Origin of the sequence: Chelatococcus asaccharovorans (assembly GCF_003201475.1) — a bacterium.
In the GTDB taxonomy this organism is placed as follows: Bacteria; Pseudomonadota; Alphaproteobacteria; order Rhizobiales; family Beijerinckiaceae; genus Chelatococcus; species Chelatococcus asaccharovorans.
The window spans coordinates 504,167-527,187 of sequence record NZ_QJJK01000003.1 but is presented as its reverse complement, the minus strand read 5'-3'; the positions used below and the strand labels follow the sequence as shown (position 1 = coordinate 527,187).

General features: G+C 62.4%; 23 protein-coding genes. 5 read left to right on the top strand and 18 right to left on the bottom strand.

What is annotated here, in order from left to right; genetic code table 11:
- Positions 1 to 8 precede the first annotated feature (8 nt).
- Together C7450_RS09850 and C7450_RS09845 are read right to left on the bottom strand one after the other, a co-directional pair.
- The gene (locus C7450_RS09850) at positions 9 to 2,423 is read right to left on the bottom strand and encodes an arylsulfatase (RefSeq protein WP_110374247.1); all 2,415 of its coding nucleotides are present in this window, start codon (positions 2,421 to 2,423) and stop codon (positions 9 to 11) included.
- A gap of 385 nt (positions 2,424 to 2,808) precedes the next feature.
- Positions 2,809 to 3,192: a DUF2147 domain-containing protein gene (locus tag C7450_RS09845; RefSeq protein ID WP_110374246.1), complete on the bottom strand. Its 384-nt coding sequence runs from the start codon at positions 3,190 to 3,192 to the stop codon at positions 2,809 to 2,811.
- A 211-nt stretch (positions 3,193 to 3,403) separates the two neighbouring features.
- Here C7450_RS09845 and C7450_RS09840 point away from each other — a divergent pair, with 211 nt between their 5' ends.
- Positions 3,404 to 3,814 (top strand): DUF2177 family protein, encoded by a 411-nt coding sequence (locus C7450_RS09840; RefSeq protein ID WP_210206411.1) that lies wholly within the window; start codon positions 3,404 to 3,406, stop codon positions 3,812 to 3,814.
- On the opposite strand, the gene C7450_RS09835 is transcribed toward C7450_RS09840, so the two are convergent.
- The 5 genes from C7450_RS09835 to C7450_RS09815 form a co-directional block, all read right to left on the bottom strand.
- Positions 3,798 to 4,385, bottom strand: a complete 588-nt coding sequence (locus C7450_RS09835) for a hypothetical protein (RefSeq protein WP_110374245.1) — start codon at positions 4,383 to 4,385, stop codon at positions 3,798 to 3,800. The two genes, C7450_RS09840 and C7450_RS09835, sit on opposite strands and share 17 nt — an antisense overlap.
- Positions 4,382 to 5,410 (bottom strand): SAM-dependent methyltransferase, encoded by a 1,029-nt coding sequence (locus tag C7450_RS09830; protein WP_110374244.1) that lies wholly within the window; start codon positions 5,408 to 5,410, stop codon positions 4,382 to 4,384. Before C7450_RS09830 ends, C7450_RS09835 begins: the two co-directional genes overlap by 4 nt.
- A complete protein-coding gene (locus tag C7450_RS09825) occupies positions 5,407 to 6,240 on the bottom strand; it encodes a DUF1295 domain-containing protein (RefSeq protein WP_110374243.1) in 834 nt (277 codons plus the stop codon). Before C7450_RS09825 ends, C7450_RS09830 begins: the two co-directional genes overlap by 4 nt.
- A gap of 162 nt (positions 6,241 to 6,402) precedes the next feature.
- Positions 6,403 to 7,053 (bottom strand): ChrR family anti-sigma-E factor, encoded by a 651-nt coding sequence (locus C7450_RS09820; protein WP_110374242.1) that lies wholly within the window; start codon positions 7,051 to 7,053, stop codon positions 6,403 to 6,405.
- The gene (locus C7450_RS09815) at positions 7,053 to 7,631 is read right to left on the bottom strand and encodes a sigma-70 family RNA polymerase sigma factor (RefSeq protein WP_210206416.1); all 579 of its coding nucleotides are present in this window, start codon (positions 7,629 to 7,631) and stop codon (positions 7,053 to 7,055) included. Before C7450_RS09815 ends, C7450_RS09820 begins: the two co-directional genes overlap by 1 nt.
- A 177-nt stretch (positions 7,632 to 7,808) precedes the next feature.
- On the opposite strand from C7450_RS09815, the gene C7450_RS09810 reads away from it, so the two are divergent.
- The 3 genes from C7450_RS09810 to C7450_RS09800 are packed head-to-tail and all read left to right on the top strand — an operon-like array spanning position 7,809 to position 11,219.
- Entirely contained in the window at positions 7,809 to 9,188 is a 1,380-nt protein-coding gene (locus C7450_RS09810) for an NAD(P)/FAD-dependent oxidoreductase (protein WP_425351168.1), read from the top strand.
- Complete coding sequence (locus tag C7450_RS09805; RefSeq protein WP_110374240.1) at positions 9,188 to 10,012, top strand: DUF1365 domain-containing protein; 825 nt, start codon at positions 9,188 to 9,190, stop codon at positions 10,010 to 10,012. The genes C7450_RS09810 and C7450_RS09805 overlap by 1 nt, the downstream gene beginning before the upstream one ends.
- The gene (locus C7450_RS09800; protein ID WP_110374239.1) at positions 9,999 to 11,219 is read left to right on the top strand and encodes an SAM-dependent methyltransferase; all 1,221 of its coding nucleotides are present in this window, start codon (positions 9,999 to 10,001) and stop codon (positions 11,217 to 11,219) included. The genes C7450_RS09805 and C7450_RS09800 overlap by 14 nt, the downstream gene beginning before the upstream one ends.
- Before the next feature lie 294 nt (positions 11,220 to 11,513).
- On the opposite strand, the gene C7450_RS09795 is transcribed toward C7450_RS09800, so the two are convergent.
- From C7450_RS09795 to prpB, 9 genes are all read right to left on the bottom strand, one after another.
- Positions 11,514 to 12,719, bottom strand: a complete 1,206-nt coding sequence (locus C7450_RS09795) for a M14 family metallopeptidase (RefSeq protein WP_110374238.1) — start codon at positions 12,717 to 12,719, stop codon at positions 11,514 to 11,516.
- Between the two features lie 197 nt (positions 12,720 to 12,916).
- Positions 12,917 to 13,720 carry an aldolase/citrate lyase family protein gene (locus C7450_RS09790; RefSeq protein ID WP_110374237.1) on the bottom strand — a complete coding sequence of 268 codons (804 nt, stop codon included), beginning with the start codon at positions 13,718 to 13,720 and terminating at the stop codon, positions 12,917 to 12,919.
- Positions 13,721 to 13,730: 10 nt separating this feature from the next.
- Entirely contained in the window at positions 13,731 to 14,531 is an 801-nt protein-coding gene (gene hpaH, locus C7450_RS09785) for a 2-oxo-hept-4-ene-1,7-dioate hydratase (protein WP_110374236.1), read from the bottom strand.
- 16 nt (positions 14,532 to 14,547) lie between these two features.
- Positions 14,548 to 15,423 (bottom strand): fumarylacetoacetate hydrolase family protein, encoded by an 876-nt coding sequence (locus C7450_RS09780; RefSeq protein ID WP_110374235.1) that lies wholly within the window; start codon positions 15,421 to 15,423, stop codon positions 14,548 to 14,550.
- Between the two features lie 55 nt (positions 15,424 to 15,478).
- Positions 15,479 to 16,975, bottom strand: a complete 1,497-nt coding sequence (locus tag C7450_RS09775) for a tripartite tricarboxylate transporter permease (protein WP_110374234.1) — start codon at positions 16,973 to 16,975, stop codon at positions 15,479 to 15,481.
- Positions 16,976 to 16,982: 7 nt separating this feature from the next.
- On the bottom strand, positions 16,983 to 17,411 hold the full coding sequence (locus C7450_RS09770) for a tripartite tricarboxylate transporter TctB family protein (RefSeq protein ID WP_110374233.1): 429 nt from the start codon (positions 17,409 to 17,411) through the stop codon (positions 16,983 to 16,985).
- 38 nt (positions 17,412 to 17,449) lie between these two features.
- The gene (locus C7450_RS09765; protein WP_110374232.1) at positions 17,450 to 17,848 is read right to left on the bottom strand and encodes a 5-carboxymethyl-2-hydroxymuconate Delta-isomerase; all 399 of its coding nucleotides are present in this window, start codon (positions 17,846 to 17,848) and stop codon (positions 17,450 to 17,452) included.
- A 69-nt stretch (positions 17,849 to 17,917) separates the two neighbouring features.
- Complete coding sequence (locus C7450_RS09760) at positions 17,918 to 18,898, bottom strand: Bug family tripartite tricarboxylate transporter substrate binding protein (RefSeq protein WP_110374231.1); 981 nt, start codon at positions 18,896 to 18,898, stop codon at positions 17,918 to 17,920.
- A gap of 63 nt (positions 18,899 to 18,961) precedes the next feature.
- The gene (prpB, locus tag C7450_RS09755; RefSeq protein ID WP_245449565.1) at positions 18,962 to 19,867 is read right to left on the bottom strand and encodes a methylisocitrate lyase; all 906 of its coding nucleotides are present in this window, start codon (positions 19,865 to 19,867) and stop codon (positions 18,962 to 18,964) included.
- Between the two features lie 120 nt (positions 19,868 to 19,987).
- On the opposite strand from prpB, the gene C7450_RS09750 reads away from it, so the two are divergent.
- Entirely contained in the window at positions 19,988 to 20,758 is a 771-nt protein-coding gene (locus tag C7450_RS09750; protein ID WP_170147165.1) for an IclR family transcriptional regulator, read from the top strand.
- Positions 20,759 to 21,059: 301 nt separating this feature from the next.
- Here C7450_RS09750 and C7450_RS09745 read toward each other — a convergent pair whose 3' ends face one another.
- Both C7450_RS09745 and C7450_RS09740 read right to left on the bottom strand, forming a co-directional pair.
- A complete protein-coding gene (locus C7450_RS09745; RefSeq protein ID WP_210206410.1) occupies positions 21,060 to 21,776 on the bottom strand; it encodes a L,D-transpeptidase in 717 nt (238 codons plus the stop codon).
- 230 nt (positions 21,777 to 22,006) lie between these two features.
- A complete protein-coding gene (locus C7450_RS09740; RefSeq protein ID WP_110374229.1) occupies positions 22,007 to 23,020 on the bottom strand; it encodes an MsnO8 family LLM class oxidoreductase in 1,014 nt (337 codons plus the stop codon).
- Between the last annotated feature and the right edge of the window lies 1 nt (position 23,021).

Below are 23,021 nucleotides of genomic sequence, written 5' to 3'. Positions count from 1 at the left end.
TTGTCAGCTTAAAGCCGCGGCGGCTCGAGCTTGACCGTCAGCTTGTCGATCTTGCCGGTGAAGGGGAAAGGCACCGAATAGTCCTTGTCGTCCACCGGCGTACCCGTGTCGATTCCGACGTTGAACGTTTCATCCCAGGCGAGCGTGATCGGCAGGCTCTTCGGCATGGGATGGCTATCGACTGCCACGCCGTCCACTTTCAACGTCCCGGTGCCGCCTTTGCCAAGGCCGCCGCCATCGTACTTCCAGTCAAACTCCAGCGTGTGCTTGCCCGGTGCGAGCGCCATTTTGCCCTGCCATTTGACGCGCTCCAGATCGATCAGGTTCCAAGTGAATACCGGCACACCCTTGAGCAAATAGAAGCCGTAGCCGGCGAACCGGCCGCCATCGGTCATCAGCATGCCATCGGCGCCGCCGGCGGGTACGTCGATTTCGGCCGTTATGGTGTAGGAACGGTTGAGCAGGCTCGGCGCCGAGCCGGTATCGGGGAATGGCACGTTCATCACCCGGCCGGAATAGGTGAACTCGCGGCGGCCGGGCGTGAAGCTCGGCTTCTCCGAGATGAACCTGGCGAGGCGGCTGTCATCGAGCGGGAACACCCGATACTTGGTGGCCTCCAACGTGAACAATTGCTGCATGTCGCGCAGCTTGTCCGGCATGGAGGCAGCGAGGTCGTGTGCCTGGGTCCAGTCCTTGTTGGTGTCGTACAGTTCCCACTTGAAGCCGTTCATGACATCGGCCGGTGGCTGGGCGAGGGTGAGGATCCAGGGCGCCTGCACCGGCGGCGCTGCGGCAACCCAGCCGTCGTTGTAGATGGCGCGGGAGCCGAACATCTCGAAATACTGGGTGGTCCGGCGGTCAGGCGCTTTCGCGTCGCCCCATGTGTACGCCATGCTCACGCCCTCGATCGGACGCTGCGCAATGCCGTTGATGGAAACCGGCTCGGGCAGGCCCGCCGCCTCCAGGATGGTCGGCACGATGTCGATCACATGGTGGAACTGATGGCGGATGCCGCCGGCGTCCTTGATCCGGGCGGGCCAGGACATCGCCATGCCGTTGCGGGTGCCGCCGAAGTGGGAGGCGACCTCCTTGGTCCACTGATAGGGCGTCGCCCAGGCCCAGGCCCAGCCCACCGCGAAATGTGGATAGGTTTGATCGGTGCCCCAGGCATCGTAGAACCGCATGTTCTGGTCCACGGTCGGGTTCACGGCGTTGGCTACGGCGAACTCGTTGAACAGGCCGTTGAGCGTACCCTCGGGGCTCGCGCCGTTGTCGCCGCTGATGTAGATGACGAGCGTGTTGTCTTGCTTGCCGGCGTCGCCGATGGCCTGGATCACGCGGCCAATCTCATGGTCGGTATAGGCCAGATAGGCGGCGTAGATATCGGCCTGGCGGATGAAGAGCTTCTTGGCGTCGGCCGAAAGCGAATCCCAGGCGGGAATATTGTCCGGCCAGGCGGTAAGTTCGGCATCCGCTGGAATGACGCCAAGCTTCTTCTGATTGTCAAAAATCTTGTCCCGCAGCTTGTTCCAGCCCTCGTCGAACAGGTGCATCGCGCTGATCTTGTCCACCCATTCCTTGGTCGGATGATGCGGTGAGTGGGTGCCGCCGGGCGCATAGTAGATCATGAACGGACGGTCGGGTTGGACGTCGTTCAGCATGTTGATACGCGCGATGGCCTCATCGGCCTGCGCGGTAATCAGGTTCCAGCCGGGGTTGCCAAGATAGGGCTCGATGGGGGTGGTGTTGCGGAACAGATTGTTCGGCTGCCATTGGCTCGTGTCGTCGCCGATGAAGCCGTAATAGTAGTCGAAGCCCTTGACGGGCCCGGTCGGCCAGTTGTGGAACGGGCCGGCCTGGCTCGCCTCCCATTGCGGCACGTTGTGGTCTTTGCCGTACCACGATGTGTCGTAGCCGTTTTGCCGCAGGGTCTCGCCGATCGCGACGGCGTCGCGCGGGATCACGCTGTTGTAACCGGGATAACCCGTCGCCTGGTCGACGACGACACCGGTTGCCACCGAGTGATGGTTGCGGCCGGTCAGCAGCGCGGCCCGCGTCGGGGAGCATAGCGCCGTCGTGTGAAAACGGGTGTAGCGCAGCCCTTGGGCGGCGACACCGTCCAGTGCAGGCGTCGGAATTACCCCGCCAAACGTAGATGGCGCCGAAAAGCCGACGTCGTCGGTCATGATCAGGAGGATGTTCGGAGCGCCCTGGGGCGGGACGATCCGGGCCGGCCAGGAGGGCTTGGACTGCGCCGCGTTCGTCTGAATGTCGCCCCTGAACGGCTGCGGCGGATTCGGTAGATATCTGCCGTCGATGGTGGTCGTGGCAGCCGGCGAGCCGGTGGTCTGCTGGGCTTGGGCTACGGAAACCGCAAGCATGCTGGCGGCGGCAAGAGAAAGAGCGAGTGGCGGCGCTTTCATGTCCACGATCCTCCGAGGGTCAGAGTAGAGCGTCGTCAGGACGGCAGGCCAAATGAGCCGGCTTCGAGACCTCCTCGCAGCCGAACCGATGGCCTACCACCATCAGTGAACCTCGGTCTCCGTTGACGCGCTTGACCGGGAAGGACAATCACTTGACCTATTGGGACAGGCAGCGCGGCTCGCATCCAAATGCGTGATGCCCCTAAACGTGATCGGTCAACGGCAGTCCGCTTGGGTCAAGCATGTCCGGCCCGGCCCGTGCGAGGCTGTCGATCTACGCCGCCAGGACAGGGCCGCACTGCACATGACCCTCGTGGGACTTGCGCCGACCGCGCCGGTGGATGACAGGTCAGACAAGCTGCACCTTATTGGACGCATCTGCATTTTAGCCGCCGCCTGCCGGCGTCCAGTTCACATCCCGACAGAGCAAGCCGGCCAAAATGCACCCGCGCGTCTTGAGGGTGTTTCCGCTGACGATGACGGTGATGTCATAGGTCCGGTTTCGTTTCGGATCAAAGGCCGTACCGGTCAATATGCCGTCCGACTGGCGATCGAGCGACATGATGAGCTTGTCACCGACCTCCTCGCCCTTGCTCGTGTCCTTGATCCAGAGATTGGTGGCACAAAGGTTCGATCCGCATGAGGCGATCCTCACACGCGCATTGCCATCATCCCGCAACCAAACGCCGTTCGGACTGCGTTCCTGGGCGGCCAAGGCGGCGCATCCCACAATCGCGAGGCTACAGAACGCTGCGGCAGCCTTTAGCATGGCTTGCGATCCCTCAGATTTTCCATTGCCGTGCAGATGGCTACGCAGGCGCGGCCGGCTCGGATCACCTGTTCCATGCGCGGTATGCGCGCTCGCCCGCGCAGACGAGATCGCCAGCCATGACGACCGACCGGGTTTTTCACCCTTCTGTGATCCAACCGTTACGGGAGCACGTATGTTAATCGATCTCAGGCGCTGAAAGGATAATTACTTGAAATCCTATGGTCTTGCCTACATGGCAACCGGGTTGGTATTCCTCGTCATCGATGCGATTTGGTTGACCGTTGCCGCGCAGCGTTTCTACAGACCACTGATGGGCGAAATGTTGTTGGAAGGTTTCAGGCTCATCCCGGCAATACTTTTTTATGTTATCTACATCGGTGGTATTGTCGTTTTCGCTATCGCTCCTGCCTTCGCGACCGGTCGCTGGTCGACAGCGACTGTGTATGGGGCAATGCTCGGGCTTTTTGCCTATGCGACCTATGATCTGACCAATCAGGCGACATTGCGGAACTGGCCGGTTATCGTGACCATCGTCGACCTGTCCTGGGGGACTTTCCTGACGGCACTGGCGGCGACGACAGGCTTTCTCATCACACGGGCTTTCACGTCCGCGTCTTGATCTGGCTGATCAATCCCGACGCGATCAGCCCTATGAAAATCGTGAGCGTTGCCGCGCTCATCGCATTCAGCCTCGAAAAGCTGAAGTATTCCGTTGGGGAGTAGAGGTGGGCCGGTGTTCCATAAAGACCGTGCAGCCCGAAATATATGAGCAACGTAGCTCCAATCAGTAAGAACGAGATTTGCCTTTCAGAGCTCCTGAAGAAGATCGCGGAAATCAGCGCGCAAGGAATGAGGAATATTTCCACCCCGGACGCGGGGCCAAATACCTTGGCGCTTACAACCGTGTTGCTCAACCCGGCGATGGGGAGAAGCGCCCGGCCGGCGACGGGCCATCGTCTGGCCAGCGCTGGCACCGCGAGGAATAATGGCGTTGACAGGAAGGTAAAAAAGGTTGGCCAGACATGATCGCTAACCATCCAGAAGACATAGAGCGGATAGAAGGGCTGGTTCGAGGCGACGACCAAAGCAATCAGATTGCATGCAGCCACCATCGGGTCAGAATGGTCAGCATAGGCCGCAACCCGTCCCCAGGCCTTTCGGATGAAGATCGGGGACTTCGTGTCTCTCATGTCGGACGCATGAGATAGTGGCTCACGCCCCATTCTTCGCCGTCGGCATGACCGAAGAGTCCGGCCGTGGCGAGATAGAACAGGCGCCAGCGCTGGCGCCAGAGCGCGGCATCGGATCCATAGACCTCATTGAGGATTTGATCGATCTGCGAACGTTCCGCATCGAAGCGCGCCAGCCAATCCAGGGCCGTCTTCTGGTAGTGAAGCCCGCTCCAGCGCCAGTCCTTCTCAAGGGTGAAGCAGTCGGGAAAATGCCGGATGAGCCCATGACTCGGCATGATCCCGCCGGTGAAGAAATGCTGGGCGATCCAGTCCGCGTCATTCCGGTGGTCGAAGCGATAGGGACTGTGCCTGTGGCTGAAGACGTGAATGAACAGCCGGCCCTGCTCCGGAACAAGCCACGTCTTGATGCGCGCGAGTAAAACCCGCCAGTTCGACATGTGTTCAAACATCTCGACCGATACAACTCTGTCATAGACCCTGTCGGGCGTGAACGCGTTCATGTCGGCGGTCACCACGCGGATGTTGTCGAGGCCCCGCGCGCGCGCTTGCGCCTCGATGTAAAGCCGCTGGGGCTTGGCATTCGAGACAGCGGTGATGGTCGAACGGGGGTAACGCTCGGCCATGAACAATGTGAGCGATCCCCAGCCGCAGCCGAGCTCCAGTATCGAATGCCCATCCGTGAGATCAGCGTGCGCGATCGTTTCTTCCAGCGCGAGACGCTCGGCCTCATCCAACGTCTCGCGCCCTTCGGGATAGAGGCAACAGGAGTATTTGCGGGCCGGCCCCAGCGTGAGGGCGAAAAATTCGGGCGGCAGTTCGTAATGTTGTGCGTTCGCCGCTTCAGTGAACGCGGCGACGGGATAGGCGGCCATGGCGCGCGCAAAGTCGTCATCCTGTCGATCCGATTGGGCGGCAAGTTTCCTTTTCGTGCGGCCGACGAGGAAGTCTATACCCATGCGCGCGAGGGAATCGGGGAGGGGGGTGCGTTCGGCGGCGCGTATGGCCGAGGCAATAAGGCTCATCGTGAATCTCCATTGTCTTGGGAGGCACCATCCCCTTTCGGGAGACCCGGCCAGAATGCGTTCACGCGTCGCTGATAGGCGCGGAAGGCATCGCCGCGGGAGCGCACCATATGCGCTTCGAGGGGCGGAATCCCGGAGGCGTGGACGAGAAGCCAGTACATCAAGAGCGGCCCGGCGAACGCCAGCCAGCCCTGGGGGTAATTGCCTGTCAGATCGATCGCAATGACCGCATAGGCAACCCAAACGAGCCACTCGAAGACGTAGTTCGGGTGGCGCGTGTATCGCCAAAGCCCGGTGTCGCAAATCTTGCCCGTATTGAGTGGATCGGAGCGAAATCTGGAAAGCTGGCGATCGGCGACTGCCTCGCCCATGATGGCCGCCGCGAGCAAGGCCACGCCCGTTCCGTCGCTGAGGGTAAGACCCGGCATCGGGTTGCGCGCGGCGATCATGATCGACAAGGCCAGAACGAGCGCCGCCAGGGCCTGGATCTGCAGAAACCAGAACAGGCGCGCCTTGTACCCTCGACCCCATTCCACACGCAACTGCGTGTAGCGCGGATCTTCGCCGCCGCTGAGCGTGCGCATCGTGATGTGGATGCCGAGACGTAACGACCAGAACAGCGCCATAGCTGCCACAAGCAACTGACGGTGCGTGAGTGCGTCGTCACCCATCGGAATGAGTGCCAATGCCGCGCCGAATAGCCCGGTCGCGAAGGACCAGATCGCGTCAATCCAGCCGGAGCGGCCTGTCCACAGCGCCATCAGCCAGGCCCATGCCATGGTTGCCGAAAGACATATCGCGACCCCGACGATTGCGACGACACCGGTCATGAGACGCTGTTCTCCATGGTCGTCAAAATGTGACGCGGGCCGGCGTGCTTTGTTTCAGGGCGACGCCCGCGACATCTTTGAGAAGGGGTGCCAGGAGGATGATCTTCATGCGCCCGTGACATCTTGAACGGCAGTGCTGAACGATGCCATCGAGGACCTCGGTCAGAAGCCTACGAGCGGGCGCAAAAGGCGCCCAAGAAGTCCGTGAAGGCGCGTGTCGCCCTCCAGGGCGGCCAGGCAGATGCAATCCGCTTCGCGGCCCACGACCGGACGGTGATCGACGTCGTCATCAGCCTCGTCGAGGTCCCCCGGGACATACCGGCCGCGTTCGTCCGAGAGCGATCCGGACAGGATCTGCATGAATTCCCGGCCGGAGTGGCCATGCGCCGGGAGATGGAGACCGGCGCGCCCCTTCAGCAGCATAACCTTCGCGTCCGGGCTGCCGGCGATCCTGACCTTGCTCCACCTGAACCCCGGGCCGAGCCATCGCCATGGACCTATCTCACAGTCCCGCATGGCCTTGGGAAGTTCGAAGCCCAACGCCGATTGCCGTCGTGTAAAGGGCCGTCTTGCCGGCGAGGGCTGCGCGATGGCGAGACGTTCCATCGTGCGTCCGAACAGGTCAGCGGCAAGCGGAGCCGGCGGCATGTCGTCCAGCATGGCGCCGCCCACGGCCTCGAAGCGTCCCAGTCGATCGCGGCAAACCGGACAACCTTCCAAATGGACGGATACGACGAGCGCAGGTCCGGCGCTCAAGGTTCCCGCCGCAAAGCGCGCGAGCGTTTCGTCGCTGGGATGATGGTTTATCCTCATCAATCGTTGTCCAATAGTGTCCTTAGCCGGTTCAGAGCGAGCCGGACACGAGATTTGACGGTGCCGAGCGGGATTCCCAACTCGCGAGCAATCTCGGCATGGGGCTTCTCGGCAAAGAATGACAGCCTAACGATGGTTGCCTGTTCGGTGGGGAGACTGCTCAATGCCTTCCGCACACCTTCTTCGCGTTCTTCGACAATGGCGATGTCTTCGCTCGATGGTGACACGTCGGGCCTATCGCTCGGATCGACGAGAATGTCCCCGGGCCGGGAACGCATGCGGCGCAGACGGTCGATCCTTTGGTTCCGAGCGATCGTGAACACCCATGTCGACACGCCCGCTTGGCGGGGATCGAAGTAGGATGCCTTGTGCCATATCGCGATCATGACTTCCTGCGTCACGTCCTCGGCTAGCGGATCCGCGAGACCCGAGCGCAAAAGAAAGCTCTTCACGCGCGGCGCGAAATAGGTGAAGAGCCGCTTGAACGCGTTCCGATCCCGCTCCCGCGCGACGGCTTCTATCAGGCGGATCAACTCCCCCGGAGAGGGAATTGTCTCTTCTTGTCTGGCCTCGTTCAAAACAATGAACCTCGCTGCCGGACGGGCCTGCCAGGATTGCCTGTTGTCGAGATGGGAGCTTGCAACATCCATTTGCCCTTCATACGCCTCGCCCCCGCAATCGGATCACGCCTCGGGTGATCTATCGCGCATCGGGTTCCGTAAATACTGGCAGTTTGATGCGCGGAGGGAAATCATTTGACCGGAAAGTTCCCAGTTGCCGGCCTGAACGCATGGGTCGAGGGTAGGCGGGAATCCGACAAAGCCCTTGATATCGCCGTTGTCGGGAGCGGCATTTCCGGCCTCTCCGCCGCATGGCTTATGTCGAAGCGGCACCGGGTTGTCCTGTTTGAAGCGGATGGCCGGCTTGGCGGACATAGCCACACCGTGGATGCCGCGGGTGTCGCCGTCGATACCGGTTTCATCGTGTTCAACGCGGCGACCTACCCAAATCTGACAGCGATGCTCGATCATCTCGGCGTCGCCACGCAGCAATCCGACATGTCGTTTGCCGTATCGCTCGACGATGGCCGGCTCGAATATTCGGGCTCGGGTCTGTCGGGTCTGTTCGCGCAGGGTCGAAACGCGATCAGTCCACGATTTTGGCTGATGCTGCGCGATCTCCTGCGGTTCTATCGTGAGGCGCCGCGCGACATTGCGGCGCTGGGTGCGATGACGCTCGATGCATATCTCGACGCGGCGGGATACGGCGAAGGGTTCCGGAATGACCACCTTTATCCGATGGCCGCGGCCATCTGGTCGACGCCGGCTGCGCAGATCGGTGCCTATCCCGCCGCATCGTTCATCAGGTTCTGCGAAACCCATGGGCTGCTCAAGCTATATGCCCGTCCGGCCTGGATGACCGTGGCCGGTGGCAGTCGCGCCTATGTGCGCGTGCTCGCCGACGCCATCCCCGAGGTGGTTGCGAATTCAAAGATAAGAACGATCATGCGCTCCACGAAGGGCGTCGAAATCATCGGTGATGACGGTCATCCCCGTCATTTCGATCAGGTCGTCATCGCGACCCACGCAGACCAGGCCCTGCAACTGCTAGGCGATCCGAGCAGCGAGGAACAGCGTTTGCTTGGATCATTCGACTACATCAGCAATGAGGCGGTTCTTCACTCCGATAAGCACCTCATGCCGCGGAGACCACGGGTCTGGTCCAGCTGGAACTACATGACGAGCGGTAATGGCGACGGGCGTAAGCTGGCGGTCACCTACTGGATGAATCGTCTCCAGAATATGAGGAGCGAACAGCCATTGTTCGTCACGCTCAACCCCCACAGAGAGATTGCGCAGAGCGCGATTCTGAAGCAGATGCGTTACAGTCATCCCCGTTTCGATGTGCGCGCGATGGATGCGCAACAGCAGCTTTGGTCGCTGCAGGGTTCGCGCAACACCTGGTTCTGTGGCGCTTATTTCGGCGCCGGCTTTCACGAGGACGGGCTGCAGGCGGGTCTCGCCGTGGCCGAGGCTCTCGGCGGCGTCCGGCGTCCGTGGTCGGTTCCCGACGAATCGGGGCGCATCCATGTCAACCAGGCCCCATGGGCTCCCGATCTCATCGAGGCCGCCTGATGTCAGGCTTCCAGTCGGCTCTTTATAGGGGCTCGGTGATGCATCGCAGGCTGCGGCCAAAGCAGCACAGCCTGCGCTACAGCATCTTCTACCTGCTGCTTGACCTCGATGAAATCGACGCTTTGGCGCATAAGCTCCGCTTGTTCTCGCGCAATCGGTTCAATCTCTTCAGCTTCCACGATCGTGATCACGGCGGGACAGAGGCAATATCGCTTCGCGATGGGATTGAGCGACATTTGCAGGAGGCCGGATTGGATTTCGGTGGTCCGATCCGACTTCTCGCGATGCCGCGCATCCTGGGATATGCGTTCAACCCGCTCAGTATCTATTTCTGCCACAGGCGTGATCAATCGCTTTCCGCGATCTGTTACGAGGTCAATAATACGTTCGGGCAACGTCACAATTATCTCATCCCCGTGCCATCAGGCGTGAAAGCTCCGATCCGGCAGGAAAGCCGAAAATCTCTCTTTGTCTCGCCATTCCTGACAACTGATATGGACTACACCTTCCGGGTCGTGCCGCCAGATAAGGAGTTGTCGGTTTCGGTCATCGGCGGTGACACGGCTGGGCCCCTGATCGTCGCCAAGCTCGTCGCCACCCGACAAGAATTGACCGACGCTTCGCTCGCACGCGCCTTCGTCGCCTATCCACTCATGACGTTCAAGGTCGTCGCGGGCATCCATTGGGAAGCGGTGCTTCTCTGGCTAAAGGGGGTTCGCCTCAACCACAGACCTTCTCCGCCCGCCCAGCCCGTAACACTGGGGCATGCAGCCATGCCCGCGGTCAATCATCCAGAGAAGAACTCCGCGAATGGTATTCGATAGCAAAACGCGAGTATTCGGCAGTATCAATCGGCCAAGAGAAAATCTCGTCACCCACCTCCTGCGCCGAATGATCGCGCAGATCGAGTTCGGCCATATCACGGTGGTGCTTCCTTCCTCGGATCGGGTCGAGCATTTCGGGAAACGACCGGGAGCTTCGGCTGAACTGGTGGTTCACCGCTGGCGGGCGATCCGGCGGCTCGTCAGCCATGGCGACCTGGGTTTCGCAGAGGCCTATATCGACGGCGACTGGTCGAGCCCGGATCTTGTCGGCTTGCTGGAACTGGCAGCGCAGAACATTGCTGTGCTCGACCGAGGAATGGCGGGATTTCAGATTGTTCGGATGGCCAATCGAGTCCGACATCTCCTGCGGACGAACAGCAAATCAGGCAGTCGTCGGAACGTCTCCTTCCACTACGATCTTGGCAATGCCTTTTATGAGTGTTGGCTTGATCAGAGCATGACGTATTCGTCGGCGCTTTATACGAACCCGGACATGACACTGGCGGAGGCGCAGGACGCCAAGCTGTCACGGATCGTCGAACTCCTGGATTTGCGTGGCGGTGAGACAGTGCTTGAAATCGGCTGCGGCTGGGGTGCCCTCGCGGTCCGGCTTGCGCAATCCGCCGCCCAGGTTACCGGTGTCACGCTATCGTCGGAGCAGTTGGCTTTCGCGCAGGAGCGGGTGGAACGGGAAGATCTCAACGACACAATCGCGCTGAAATTAGCTGACTACAGGGATGTCGACGGGTCCTACGATCGGATCGTTTCGATCGAGATGCTGGAGGCCGTTGGGGAGGCTTATTGGCCGGTATATTTCAAAACCCTGCATGAGCGTCTTCGCACAGGTGGAATTGCCGTACTTCAGGTGATCACCATCGATGAGGCCCGCTTTCCAGCCTATCGTCGTTCAGCAGATTTCATCCAACGCCATATTTTCCCGGGCGGCATGCTTCCGACCAGGGAGATGATCGCCGAACAGGCAAAAGCAGCCAATCTCAAGCCGGTTTCGGCGCAAATGTTCGGCCAGGATTACGCGAAGACACTTGCCGAATGGCGCAAGCGCTTCATTGCATCATGGCCGCAGATTGAAGCAATGGGCTTTCCAAAGCGCTTCCATCGTCTTTGGGAATACTACCTCAGCTACTGTGAGGCTGGCTTCAGGAAGGGTACGATTGATGTCGGCTTCTACGTGTTGGCAAAGGGGTGAATTTGCTCTTATTTTTTTCAGCGGAGCAAGTCCGCAAAAGACGGTCTTGCTCTAGCTAGGCTCGCGGCGAGCATTGGAACGGGCGCGTTCGGATGATGGCCAGGTGGGTGGTTTGTCGGGATGAGCTACATGAGAGTGTGAACGCGGAGCGTCACCTCTCCGTCCAGCCTGCGGATCTCGTAGCGTCCCCGGTCCGCCTCTCCCGACGACCGCGCGCCTCATCATGGCGACCGTTCGGCAGGAGGCTGTTAGCGGATATGACCGTCCGCCGTGATCCACATCCCGACAGAGCGACTACTCAGGATAAGTTTCGCCGCGGTCCGGCGACGCCTTGTGAAAGAGGATGAATACGAGGGGGTTGCCGGGCTCGGCCATTGCGTCACTGCGCTGCCCTGTCACCTCGCCGGCCACGCCGCTTGTATATTCCGCGACCACTTCGCCGAAGCTGTTGCGCTGGATCGCCACCTTCTGTCCGGCTTCCACCTTGTCGTTGAGCTTGACCAGATGCTCGACGATTCCGCCCTCGGTCGCCAGGATCGGGAAGGCACTGTTGCCGACGAAAACACGCACGTCCTTGCCGGTTCGCCCTATCGGTCCGGCCAGGATGCCGTGATGTTTGAGGACGTTCAGGGTGCCTTCCACGAACAGCGCGACCATCTCGAGGTCGAGCACACGCGCCGCACCGATCTCCGGGGTAAAAGCAGGGATTCCCACGTCCATGAAGGCGTTATGCAGGACACCGGGATAGACATGATTGTCGAAGATCTGGCCGACCGGATAAAGTTCCAGCATCGCCTTGACCTCGGGCACGTCCATTCCGCCGATATTGAAGGCGGAGACCGCAAATCCGGTCGTCCCGGTATGGAAGTCGATCGCAGCGTCGGCATTCGGACGCAGCAGCCGGTTGAACAGGAGCCCCGCGTGCCGGCTGGGTGCGGTCAGGCCGTTCTCGTTCCCGGGCCATTCCCGGTTCATGTCGATCAGATCATTGCCTCTGCCGAAATTGGGCCATCGGCGCTGCATGCCTTCCACCGCCGGGCGGGCCACGTCGGTAACGGCCATCACCGTGCCGGACATCTCCGCCGGATCGAGAAGGTTCATCACCGTCTGCACCGTATGGATGGAACTCATCTCGTCGCCATGAACGCCGCTGGTGAGGACGATGCGCTTGCCCGGCTTTGCCCCCTTGGCGACCGTCACCGACACATACCAGTGCTGCCCGCTGGGCATCTCCACGCCCTGAAAATACAAAAAGTGCTTCTGCCCGGGTTCGAGGTCGTTGACGTCCAGGGTACTGACGACCTTCTTCCCGTGAATCGTGTCGCCGGTGAAGACCGTTGCGGACGGTGCAGCCGGCGCCGCGCGCGATGCGGAGGTTGCCGCGATCTGGGCGTTCGCAGAACCGGCGCTGGCTGTAAGAGCGGTCGATACGCCGATCGTTGCAAGCGATGTCATCAGGAAGTCGCGGCGACCGGGGTGTTTTTCTGGCTTGCCTGGCATGATCGAGGTCCTGACCCGTGTGAAGAGCGACGTTTTTGGTCCCCCAGCATACACGTTGATTGTCCACCGCCCTCCTTCTCGCCTGAAGGCCGGTCTAGGACCCCTCACGATCGTGAGTTCAGTTCGTCATTGTCGGTGAACGTCCAGAGCATATTCAGTGAACTCCGGTTCACCGAATATGCTCCAGGCCTTTGTTTTTATGCATTTTCCTCACGCGAACCGGTGTCCACTTCGCTCGAAAATGCTCGCGCAAGCGCGACGTTGGCGGCTTCTCGCAACAGACCGACGTCGGATCCGATGGCTATGAAATCCACACCTGCTGCCGCGTAATCGGCGATGAGCCTTTGGTCCGAGGTCAGCACGCCGCATTTTTTACCCGCGCGTTTGATGCGCAGGAATGCATCGAGGACGGCGGCGCGGACGGCCTCATGGCCGGGATTGCCGAGGTGTCCCATGTCCGCCGCCAGATCCGCCGGCCCGAGGAAGAGGCCGTCGATGCCTTCGATCGCCGCGATCGCGTCGAGCGCGGCGAGGCCCTTGCGCGTCTCGATCTGGACAAGCAGGCAGATCTCCGCGTCGGCCGTCCTGAGATAATCGGCCTCGGCGCCGAAGCCTGAGGCGCGAACGAGCGCGGCTCCCACCCCGCGCTGGCCGGCGGGAGGATAGCGCACGGCATCGACGAGGGCCTTCGCCTGGTCCACGCTTTCCACCATCGGGATCAGCAGCGTCTGGCAACCCGCGTCCAGGAGCTGCTTGATCAGCCACGCTTCGCCCATGGGCGGCCGGATCACCGGTGCCACGGGAAACGCAGACATGGCCTGCATCTGCGCAATGGCGGAGCGCAGGTCGTTCGGGGCGTGCTCGAGATCGATGAGCAGCCAGTCAAATCCGACGCCGGCCAGGAGTTCGGCGCTCAGCGGGTTGGCAAGTGCGACCCACAGCCCGGTTTGGCGGCGGCCCTCCCGAAGTGCGGCCTTGAAGCGGTTCTTGGGCGCTGGCATGGGCTATACCTCAGGCGAAATGGCAGGCGACGCTGCCGAGGGGGCCGAAATCGGCGGACATGGTCGAGCCTGGCGGGCATTCGATCGGCCGAATGAACGAGCCGGACAGAATGACCTGTCCCGCGGCAATCCGATGGCCGCCTGCGGCAAGCCGCTCTGCGAGCCAGACCAGTCCGCGCGCCGGCTGGTTGAGCACGGCCGCCCCCAGGCCGGTCTCTTCGACCACGGCGTTGCGCGAGACGATCGCGCCACACCAGCGCATGTCGATGGCGTCCGGAGGCATCGGCCGTCCGCCGAGCACGAAGCCGGCATTGGCTGCGTTGTCGGCGATGGTATCGCAGACATTGCGCAGACGGCCGGAGGCCGCGTCCTGGCGCTCGATCCGCGTGTCGAGGATCTCGAGAACCGGCATCACATAGGCGGTCGCCGCGAGGACGTCATGGAGCGAGGCGCCCATGCCGAGATCCGCCTTCATGATGAAGGCCAGCTCGGCCTCCACCCGTGGCTGAATGAAGCGGCCGGCGGGAATGGTGTCGCCGTCCGCGAAGCGCATGCTCTCCAGCAGATAGCCGGAATCGGGCGTATCGATCGCCAGCGCCTGCTGCATCGCCCGCGAGGTGAGGCCGATCTTCCAGCCGACATGGGAATCGCCGTCTGCGATCTTATGCCCGACCCAAGCCTCCTGGATCCGGTAGGCGTCGGCCATGGTGATGGCAAGATGGCGCAGGCTGAGAAGGCCGATCTGCCTGCGGTCCCGCTCCGCCGCCGCCAAGGCCTGCGCCGCGGTGTCGATGTCCAGCGCGCTCAGCATGATGACATCCTCCGCATCAAGTGGCCGCGACCGTCTCGCGAACCACGCGGTTCTCGAGCGTGCCTATGCCGGGCACGTCGACCCGCACGACGTCGCCATCGACGAGATAGCGGGGCGGATCGAAACGCGCTCCCGAGCCGGTCGGCGTACCCGTCACGATGATGTCGCCGGGCAGAAGTTCCGTGAAACTGGAGATGTAGCTGATGAGATAGGCGAAGGGGAACAGCATGCGGCGGACCGTGTCCTCCTGGCGCAGTTCATCGTTCACCCACGTTTTCAGGGAGAGGTCGTCGAGGCTCCCGGCATCGGCGACCGGCACGATCCACGGCCCGATGCTTCCCGACTTCTCGAAGTTCTTGCCTTGCGTCACGTTGAACTTGGCGTGGCGCATCCAGTCGCGCACGCAGCCCTCGTTGCAGACGGACAGCCCGAAGATATGGGTGAGGGCGGTCTCCTGCGGGATGCGCCGGCCTCCGCGACCGATCACCAGGGCGATCTCGCCTTCGTAGTCGAACTGCGGTGATTCCGGTGGGAGCAGCAGAGGCTCGCCGTGGCCGGTGAACGAGCCGCGGGTACGCAGGAACATGCTCGGGTAGCCCGGCGCCGCCGATCCGTCCTTGTACTCGGCATTGCGGTCCGCGTAGTTGACGCCGATGCAGATGATCTTGTCGGCGTCGGGCACGGGAATGTGGTAGCGGATATCGGCGAGCGCGAAATCGATCGGCGCCTGCGCCGCGATGCGCCGTGCGGCCTCAAGCCCGTCCGGCGAGGCGATCAGGGCCCTGAGCGAGGAGAAATCGGTGCGCGCGCCGAGATCGGCAACGCCGGTCGCGTGAACGAGGCCGAAGCCATCGCGGCCGGCTGCGGAAAAGCTGATGAGTTTCAAGGTTATGTCCTTTGTCGCGTAGATCGCGCGATGACGCCGCTGCGGAATAGGGCGGGGGGTGTCACGCTTCCTGTTCGAGATGGGGCTTGGCGCGCCGGATCGCCGGCATGAGAAGCAGGGCCATGAGGAGGACTGCGGCCCCGAGGAAACCCGCGCTGATCGGGCTCTCCAGGAAGACCATCGGGTCGCCGTGGGAGATGAGGAGCGCGCGCCGGATGTTTTCCTCCAGCATCGGACCCAGGACGAGCCCCAGGATGAAAGGCGCCAGCGAGAATTCGAGCTGCAGGACGATATAGCCGAACACGCCGAACCCTGCGCCGATGAGCACGTCCATCGGGTCGTTCGACAGCGTGTAGATGCCGAAGCATGACAGGATGAGGATCATCGGGAACAGCCAGGAATAGGGAACCTTGAGCAGCGTGATCCACAGGCGGATCAACGGCAGGTTCAGGATCACCAGCAAGACGTTGCCGATCCACATGCTGGCGACCAGCCCCCAGAACAGCTCGGGGCGTTCGGAGATGACGTTCGGGCCCGGGGTGATGCCGTGGATCATCAGGGCGCCGAGCATGAGCGCCATCGTGGCGCTGCCCGGTACGCCGAGGGTCAGGGTGGGGATGAACGAGGTCTGGGCCGACGCGTTATTGGCCGATTCCGGGCCGGCGACGCCTTCAATGGCACCATGGCCAAACCGGCTGGGGTCTTTCGCGCAGCGCTTTTCGAGGACATAGGAGGCAAAGGAACTCACGGTCGCACCGATGCCCGGCAGTACCCCGCAGAACATGCCGATGGCCGTCCCGCGCAGGATCGGCTTGACCGACTGCTGCAGTTCGGTACGCGTCGGCATCAGGGAATCGACCTTGACATTCCCCTCCACCGCCCGATGCGACAGGCTCAGCTCGCGGATGATCTCCGAAAAGGCGAACATGCCGACAGCCACGACGACGAAGTCGATGCCTTCCATCAAGGACTGCTGGCCGAAGGTGAAGCGCATGGCGCCGGAGTTCACATCCATGCCGACGAGGCCGATCAGGATGCCGAGGAGCGCCATCAACAGCCCCTTCACGACGGCGCCCTGGACCAGGACGGAGGTAGCCACGAGCGCCATCGTGATCAGCGAGGCATATTCGGCGGGTCCGAAGGCAAGCGCGGCCGAGCCCAGCATCGGCGCGAACAGCGCGATGGAAAAGGTGCCGATGCAGCCGGCGATGAACGAGCCGATCGCGGCAATCGCCAGCGCGGCACCCGCCCGGCCGCGGCGCGCCATCTGATAGCCGTCGATACAGGTGACGACGGAGGAGGATTCTCCAGGCAGATTGACCAGGATGGCGGTCGACGAGCCGCCGTAGGAGGCGCCGTAATAGATACCGGCCAGCATGATCATCGAGGCGACGGGCGTGAGCCCGTAGGTCATAGGCAGCAGCACCGCGATGGTGACGAGGGGGCCGACGCCGGGGAGCATGCCGATGAAGGTGCCGAGCGTGACGCCGATGAGGCAGTAGAGCAGGTTGTCGAGGGACAACGCGACCTGGAAGCCGAGAAGCAGACCGTCGAGCATGGCAACCTCAGATCTTGATGGGGAGCTTCAGTCCGACGCTGAAGATCAGGATCGGAACCAGGATGCCGATCACGATCAGGACGATCAGCGCCCGTGCTTTGCGGTTGGGATCGGCGAACCATGCCGCGATCACGAGATAGGTCACCGAGACGATGATGCCGAACTCGATCAGGAAGGCGAAACCGGCGATGGCGGCGGTGACCAGCGCGAGCGGACGCCAGGCGACGGCGAACGGTGTGTCGTCGGCCGGCGCGCGCAGGCCGCGCAGGAATAGCAGCACGCCGAGGCCGAGCATGAGCGTCGAAACGATCGTCGGGAAATATCCGGGGCCCATGCTCAAAGCCGATCCGGCCGGATAGCTGCGCGACATCAGCAGGGCGGACAGGCCGATGGCCGCGAACAGGAGTCCGCCCAGGCTATCCTTGGTAACGTGCATGGCAGTTCCTCCCCATGCGTGGCACTTTCTGAGGTCCGTTAGCGGGACACGGCTTTTTTCTTGATGTACTCGTGAAGATTATTGAACTTGTAGTTCAGGTCCGCGCTCATTTCCTGCACTTCGAAGGCCACTGCCAGTGGCCGGCGGTCGTGCAGAGGCCTGAGCAGATCGCAGATGCCCGCAAACACCTGGTCCGCGGCCGCCTTCTTCGTGGCGAGGTCGCGTCCGGCACCGATGCGCAGGACGACATGGACGAAGCTGTTGGCCGGATCGCCGTCGCCGACGATGTAGTCGTCGATGACCTGGAAGCGAACGCGTACGCCGCCGAGCGGAAAGATCCCGGTCTCCAGCGCCGCGTCGTAGACCAATGTCTTGAGTTTCTGAACTTCCGGTTCGTCGGCGATGTTGGCCGAGCATTCGATCCAGGCATGCGGCATGTGAAATCCTTCCTGCGTTCCGGGGCTGGGAGACGGGCGTGCTGCGCCATCTCCCGCGCCGATGTCGTGCTATTCCGGCTTGATGCCTTCTTCCTTGATCAGCGCGGTCCAGCGCTTGATCTCGGTATCGATGAGCTTCCGGAATTCCTCAGGCGTGGAACTGCGTCCGTCCACGCCGGACTTCTCGAGACTCGCCCGCACGCTGTCCTGCTGCAGCGCCGCGACGACCGCGGCATTGAGCTTGGCGACGATGGCTGGATCCGTGCCTTTGGGCGCGGCAATGCCATACCAGCCGGACACGTCGAAATCGGGATAACCGAGCTCGGCGACGGTCGGAACGTCGGGCAGCGAGGGAATGCGCTCTGGTCCCGTGACAGCGAGCGGGATGAGCGACCCGGATTTGATATGCGGCAGAACCGAGACCGGGCTCGACAGCATCACCCCCACGCGCCCCGACAGAAGGTCCGTGAGGGCCTGACCCGATCCGGAATAGGGAATGTGGGTCATTGCGATACCGACGGTCTTCTGAAACAGAAGGGAGGCGAGATGCGATGCCGCCGCGCCGCTGGCGTAGTTGATGCTGCCCGGGGTGGCCTTCGCCTTGGCGATCAGCTCCTGGATGGTCTTCACGCCGAGCTTGGGATTGACCGCCACGACGTAAGGCGACGTCGAGAGCTGCGAGATCGGCACGAAGTCCTTCGCCGGGTCGTAGTTCGTCGCTTTGTAGAGACTGGGATTGAGCGCGAGCGTTGCCTGCAGGACAAAGGTTATCGTCTGTCCGTCCGGGGAAGCCATGGCACCGGCCTTGGTGCCGGCGATCCCTTGCGCCCCCGGCCGGTTATCGACCAAAACCGGCTGGCCAAGACTTTTTGACATCTCCTCGGCCACCACGCGGGCGACGACGTCCGTGCCGCCGCCAGCGTTGAACGGAACAATAAAGCGGATCGGCCCGCTCGGGAATTCCGCGGCACGGGCGGGACCCGGAGCCATGAAGGGGACAGTCGCCAGGGCGGCCAGGGCCGCCACCGACGCGGTGACGAAGTGCATCATTGTTTCCTCCCAACTTGGTTTTGGTCATTGCGGGCCTTGCCGCTCCTCAGGCCTTTTTTGCGATCAGGCCTTTTTGGCGGCGAAAAGCGCGTCGATCTTCTGCTCGTAGGCATGGTAGTTGAGGTATCCATACAGGTCCTCGCGGGTCTGCATGGTATTGAGGATGTCTTTCTGCGTGCCATCGCGGCGGATGGTCTCGTAGACGTTCAACGCGGCCGCATTCATCGCGCGTGCCGCGGACAGGGGATAAAGCGCCGCGGCGACACCCGCATCGCGCAGTTCTTCGGTCGTGAAGTTCGGCGTTTTGGAGAATTCGGTGATATTGGCGAGCACCGCTTTGGGGCGGTTCAGCGCCTTGGCGAGCTGCGTATATTGGCCAAGTTCGGTGAAGGCCTCGGCGAAGATCATGTCCGCACCTGCGTCCATATAGGCCATGGCGCGGTCGATGGCGCCGTCCAGCCCCTCGATCGCCAAGGCGTCGGTGCGCGCGACGATCACGAAATCCTCATCATAACGCGCATCGACAGCGGCCTTGATGCGGTCGAGCATCTCGCCCTTGGACACGATTTCCTTGCCCGGACGATGGCCGCAGCGCTTAAGGGCCACCTGGTCCTCCATATGCATCGCGCCAGCGCCGTCCTTGATAAGGCCGCGCACCAGCCGCGCGATGGAATAGGCCCCGCCGAACCCGGTATCCACGTCCACGAGCACCGGCAGATCGCTCGCATCCGAGACCTTGCGCAGGTCACCGAGCACATCGTTGATCGTCGTGATGCCGAGGTCAGGCAGTCCATAGCTGGCATTCGCGACGCCCGCGCCTGCGAGATAGATCGCCTTGTATCCGACCTTCTTGGCCATCATGGCCGTATAGGCGTTGATGGTGCCCACAATCTGGAGAGGCTGCTCTTCCGTCAGCGCTTGACGGAACCGTGCCCCGGCGGAGGAGCGGACCGGCGTGTGCATCAACATTCGCGAACTCCACAATATGGATTTATCATTGACTTTCGAGTCAAGTTTAGCCATATAATGGATCCGCATGTCAATCCGAGCCTGATAAATCTTTCCTTATTCCATATTGTGGAGTCTTTGATGGAGCAGGGGGCGCAATCCATCTATCGCGCGGTCGCGGTCTTGAAGGCGCTGGCGGCGCGCAACGGCGCGGGGAGCGGCATGACGGAAATCGCGGAGGCGACGGGCCTCACCGGGCCTACCGTGCACCGCATCCTGAGGGCCTTCGTCGATGTCGGCTTCGCCCATCAGCGCATGGCCGACAAACGCTATTTTCTCGGCCCTTTGGTCCATGAACTGGGCCTCAGCCTCAACCACCAGCTCGATCTGGAAGCCGTGGCGCGCGCCGCTACCGACCGGCTGGCGGAGCTTACCGGCGACACCGCCTTTTTCCTGCGTCGTGTCGGTACGGACATGCTGTGCGTCAGCCGAACCTCCGGCTCGTTTCCGGTCAAGACGCTGCTGACCGACGTCGGCACGCGCCGCCTCCTGGGGCTTGGTGCGGGCGGACTTGCGGTGCTGGCCGCGCTGCCGCGTGCGGAGGCGATGGACATCCTGGCGGCCCATGAGCGGAGCTATGCCGAGGCTGGCCGTCCGATCGCGGCCCTGGCCGCGGAGATGGACGAGGCCGCGCAGGCCGGCCATGTCGTGCGCCGGCTCGGTGATCTCGGCGCGACCACCGTCGCTGTCGCCGTCCTCGACAGGCAAAAAAGGCCAATTGCCGCGCTCAGCATGAGCGCCATCTCACAACGCATGCAGGGCGCGCATCTGGACCAGGCGATCACGCATTTGCAGCAGTTGCGGCAGCAGACCGAGGCTCAGATCGCCTTCACCGTACCCAATCTCTCGTAATCAGACATCCGTACGCCTTTTGAGCGCGATGCCGAGAGCAGGCTGGCCCATGCAAAAAGGCAAAGATACAAAAAAAGCCGGGATGCAAGGCGCTGGGATGCAAAGACGAGGGTTGCGGGGCGCGGGAAGATTCGTCGCCAGACGCCCGTCGCTGGCGCCGTTACCCTCGACGTCTTGCGTGACGATCCAGGTCGCGCCATGACCTCCGGGGATCGCGACCCACGCAATCCCTCACGCTCGGAGCCGGTCGGACCGTTGTGCCGCCGGTAGCTGCGGCACAACGCTCCGGGGGCAATTGCCCCTATGCCGGGAGGACGACCACCTTCGTCTTGACCGGCGTGCGGTCGTACAAGTGGATCATGTCCTGGCTGAGGAGGCCGACACAGCCACTCGTGATGCCGGAGCCGATCGATTCGGGATCGCTGCTGGCGTAGATCGTGTAGAGCGTATAGGCGCCGTTCTGATAGAGATAAAGCGTGCGGGCGCCGAGCGGGTTGTCGAGGCCTCCTGGCATGCCGCCGGCATATTTGGCGGCCTCGGGCTGGCGCTTGATCATCTCCTTCGGCGGTGTCCAGGTCGCCCATTCGCCCTTGCGGCCGACATAGGCGTCCCCGCTCCAGCGGAACCCGTCGCGGCCGACATTGGCCCCGTAGCGGGTGGCATTCCCGTCCTCTTCGATGCGGTAGACATAGTAGTTGCCGGGATCGACGATGATCGTGCCGGGCGCTTCCTTGGTCTCGTAGCGGACAGTCCGCCGGTAATATTTCGGGTCGACCTTGCTGACATCAGCCGCCGGAATCGGGAATTTCTCCGTCGGCACAGGCCCGTAGACCTTCTGCGCCTCCGCGAGGCTCATGCCGCCGTCCGAGGTCACGCAACCGCCCAGCCCCAGCGTACCGAGACCGACGACCGCAGAGCCGAACAGAAACGACCGCCGGTTGAGACGTCCCGACCGAAGCCCAAGCAAAGCGACCTGGTCTATCTCTCCAGCATCGGCCTTTTCACCGTCCATAATCATGATTTGGCAGTTTCCCATGTCTTGCTGCCCGACGAGACAATGCTCCGGCATATCCGCTGAACGTCTTGTTGTGCGGAGATTGCTCTCACGCGGCGCGATTGGCAAGATCGAGGTTTCGCTGCGCGGGGGCTTGGCACCCGCGGCGGTTGGTGTCTCCCCCCGATCTCGCAGTCGCGCATCGCGGGGGCTCGAATCCGGCTGACGGAGACGCCGTCGTTGTTGCATGCGGTTCAGAGCATCTCCTGCGCGATAAGGTGATACTGACGTTTGCGCAAGGCGAGCGTCGGCAGAAACTCCTGCAGCATGAACGCGGTGACCCCGGTCTGCGCCGACATGCGCGCGAGGGACGATCGCACCTGTCGTGGCGTTCCCACGAGATAGGCCGGCCAGTCGGCCTCTTCGGCCGGGACCATTCCTCCGAGAAGCGCGATAGCCTCGTCCGGCGTCGGCCATGCGTCGAGGAGAATGTTCTTCTCGCGGCGCAGCTTGAAAACCGCCCGGACCGGCATCGCCAGATACTCCGCCTCCTCCTTGGTTTCGGCGACGATGACGCGCAGCGCAATGATGGGGGTAGGCTCGCTCACGCCCGCCGCATAGGGTGAGGGCGTAAAGGCGCGTTGGTAAGCGGTTACGGCCGGGGCGGCCAGCGCCGGTGCGATGAAGGCGCTGAAGGCCAAGGGAATCCCGTAGCGCGCGGCGCGCAGGGCGCTCCCTTCACTGGCAGCGAGAATCCAGGGCATCGGTCCCGCAGGTTCATCCGGCATGATGCGAATGGCGCGGAAGGGCGAATCGGCGTCAAGCTGATGGCTCAACCAGCCCATCGCTTCACGTATCTGCGCGTCCTGGTCGTCGGGCGGCTCGACCTCGCGCAGGCGGCGCAAGGCGATGTCGGCCAGCGTCGCTATTCTCGCCCGGCCAAAACCCGCATCGATGCGCCCCGGAAACAGCACGCCCAATGTGCGCATCCATTCGGCTGCCTTGTAGGGGCTGTAGTGGTTGAGCAGGATGCCGCCAACACCGATGCGAATCGATCGGGTCGCGCCGGCAAGGGCCGTGGCGAAGACTTCCGGAGCAGGGTTCGCTTCGAACGGCGTGGCATGGTGCTCGACAATCCAAAAGCGGTGATAGCCGAGCTCCTCCGCATATTGCGCCAGGGCGATGGTGTCCTGCATCGCCTGTCCCGAGGTCCCGCCGGTCGATTTCTGCATGGCGTCGAGGATCGACAGCCGGAGTCGGGGCGACATT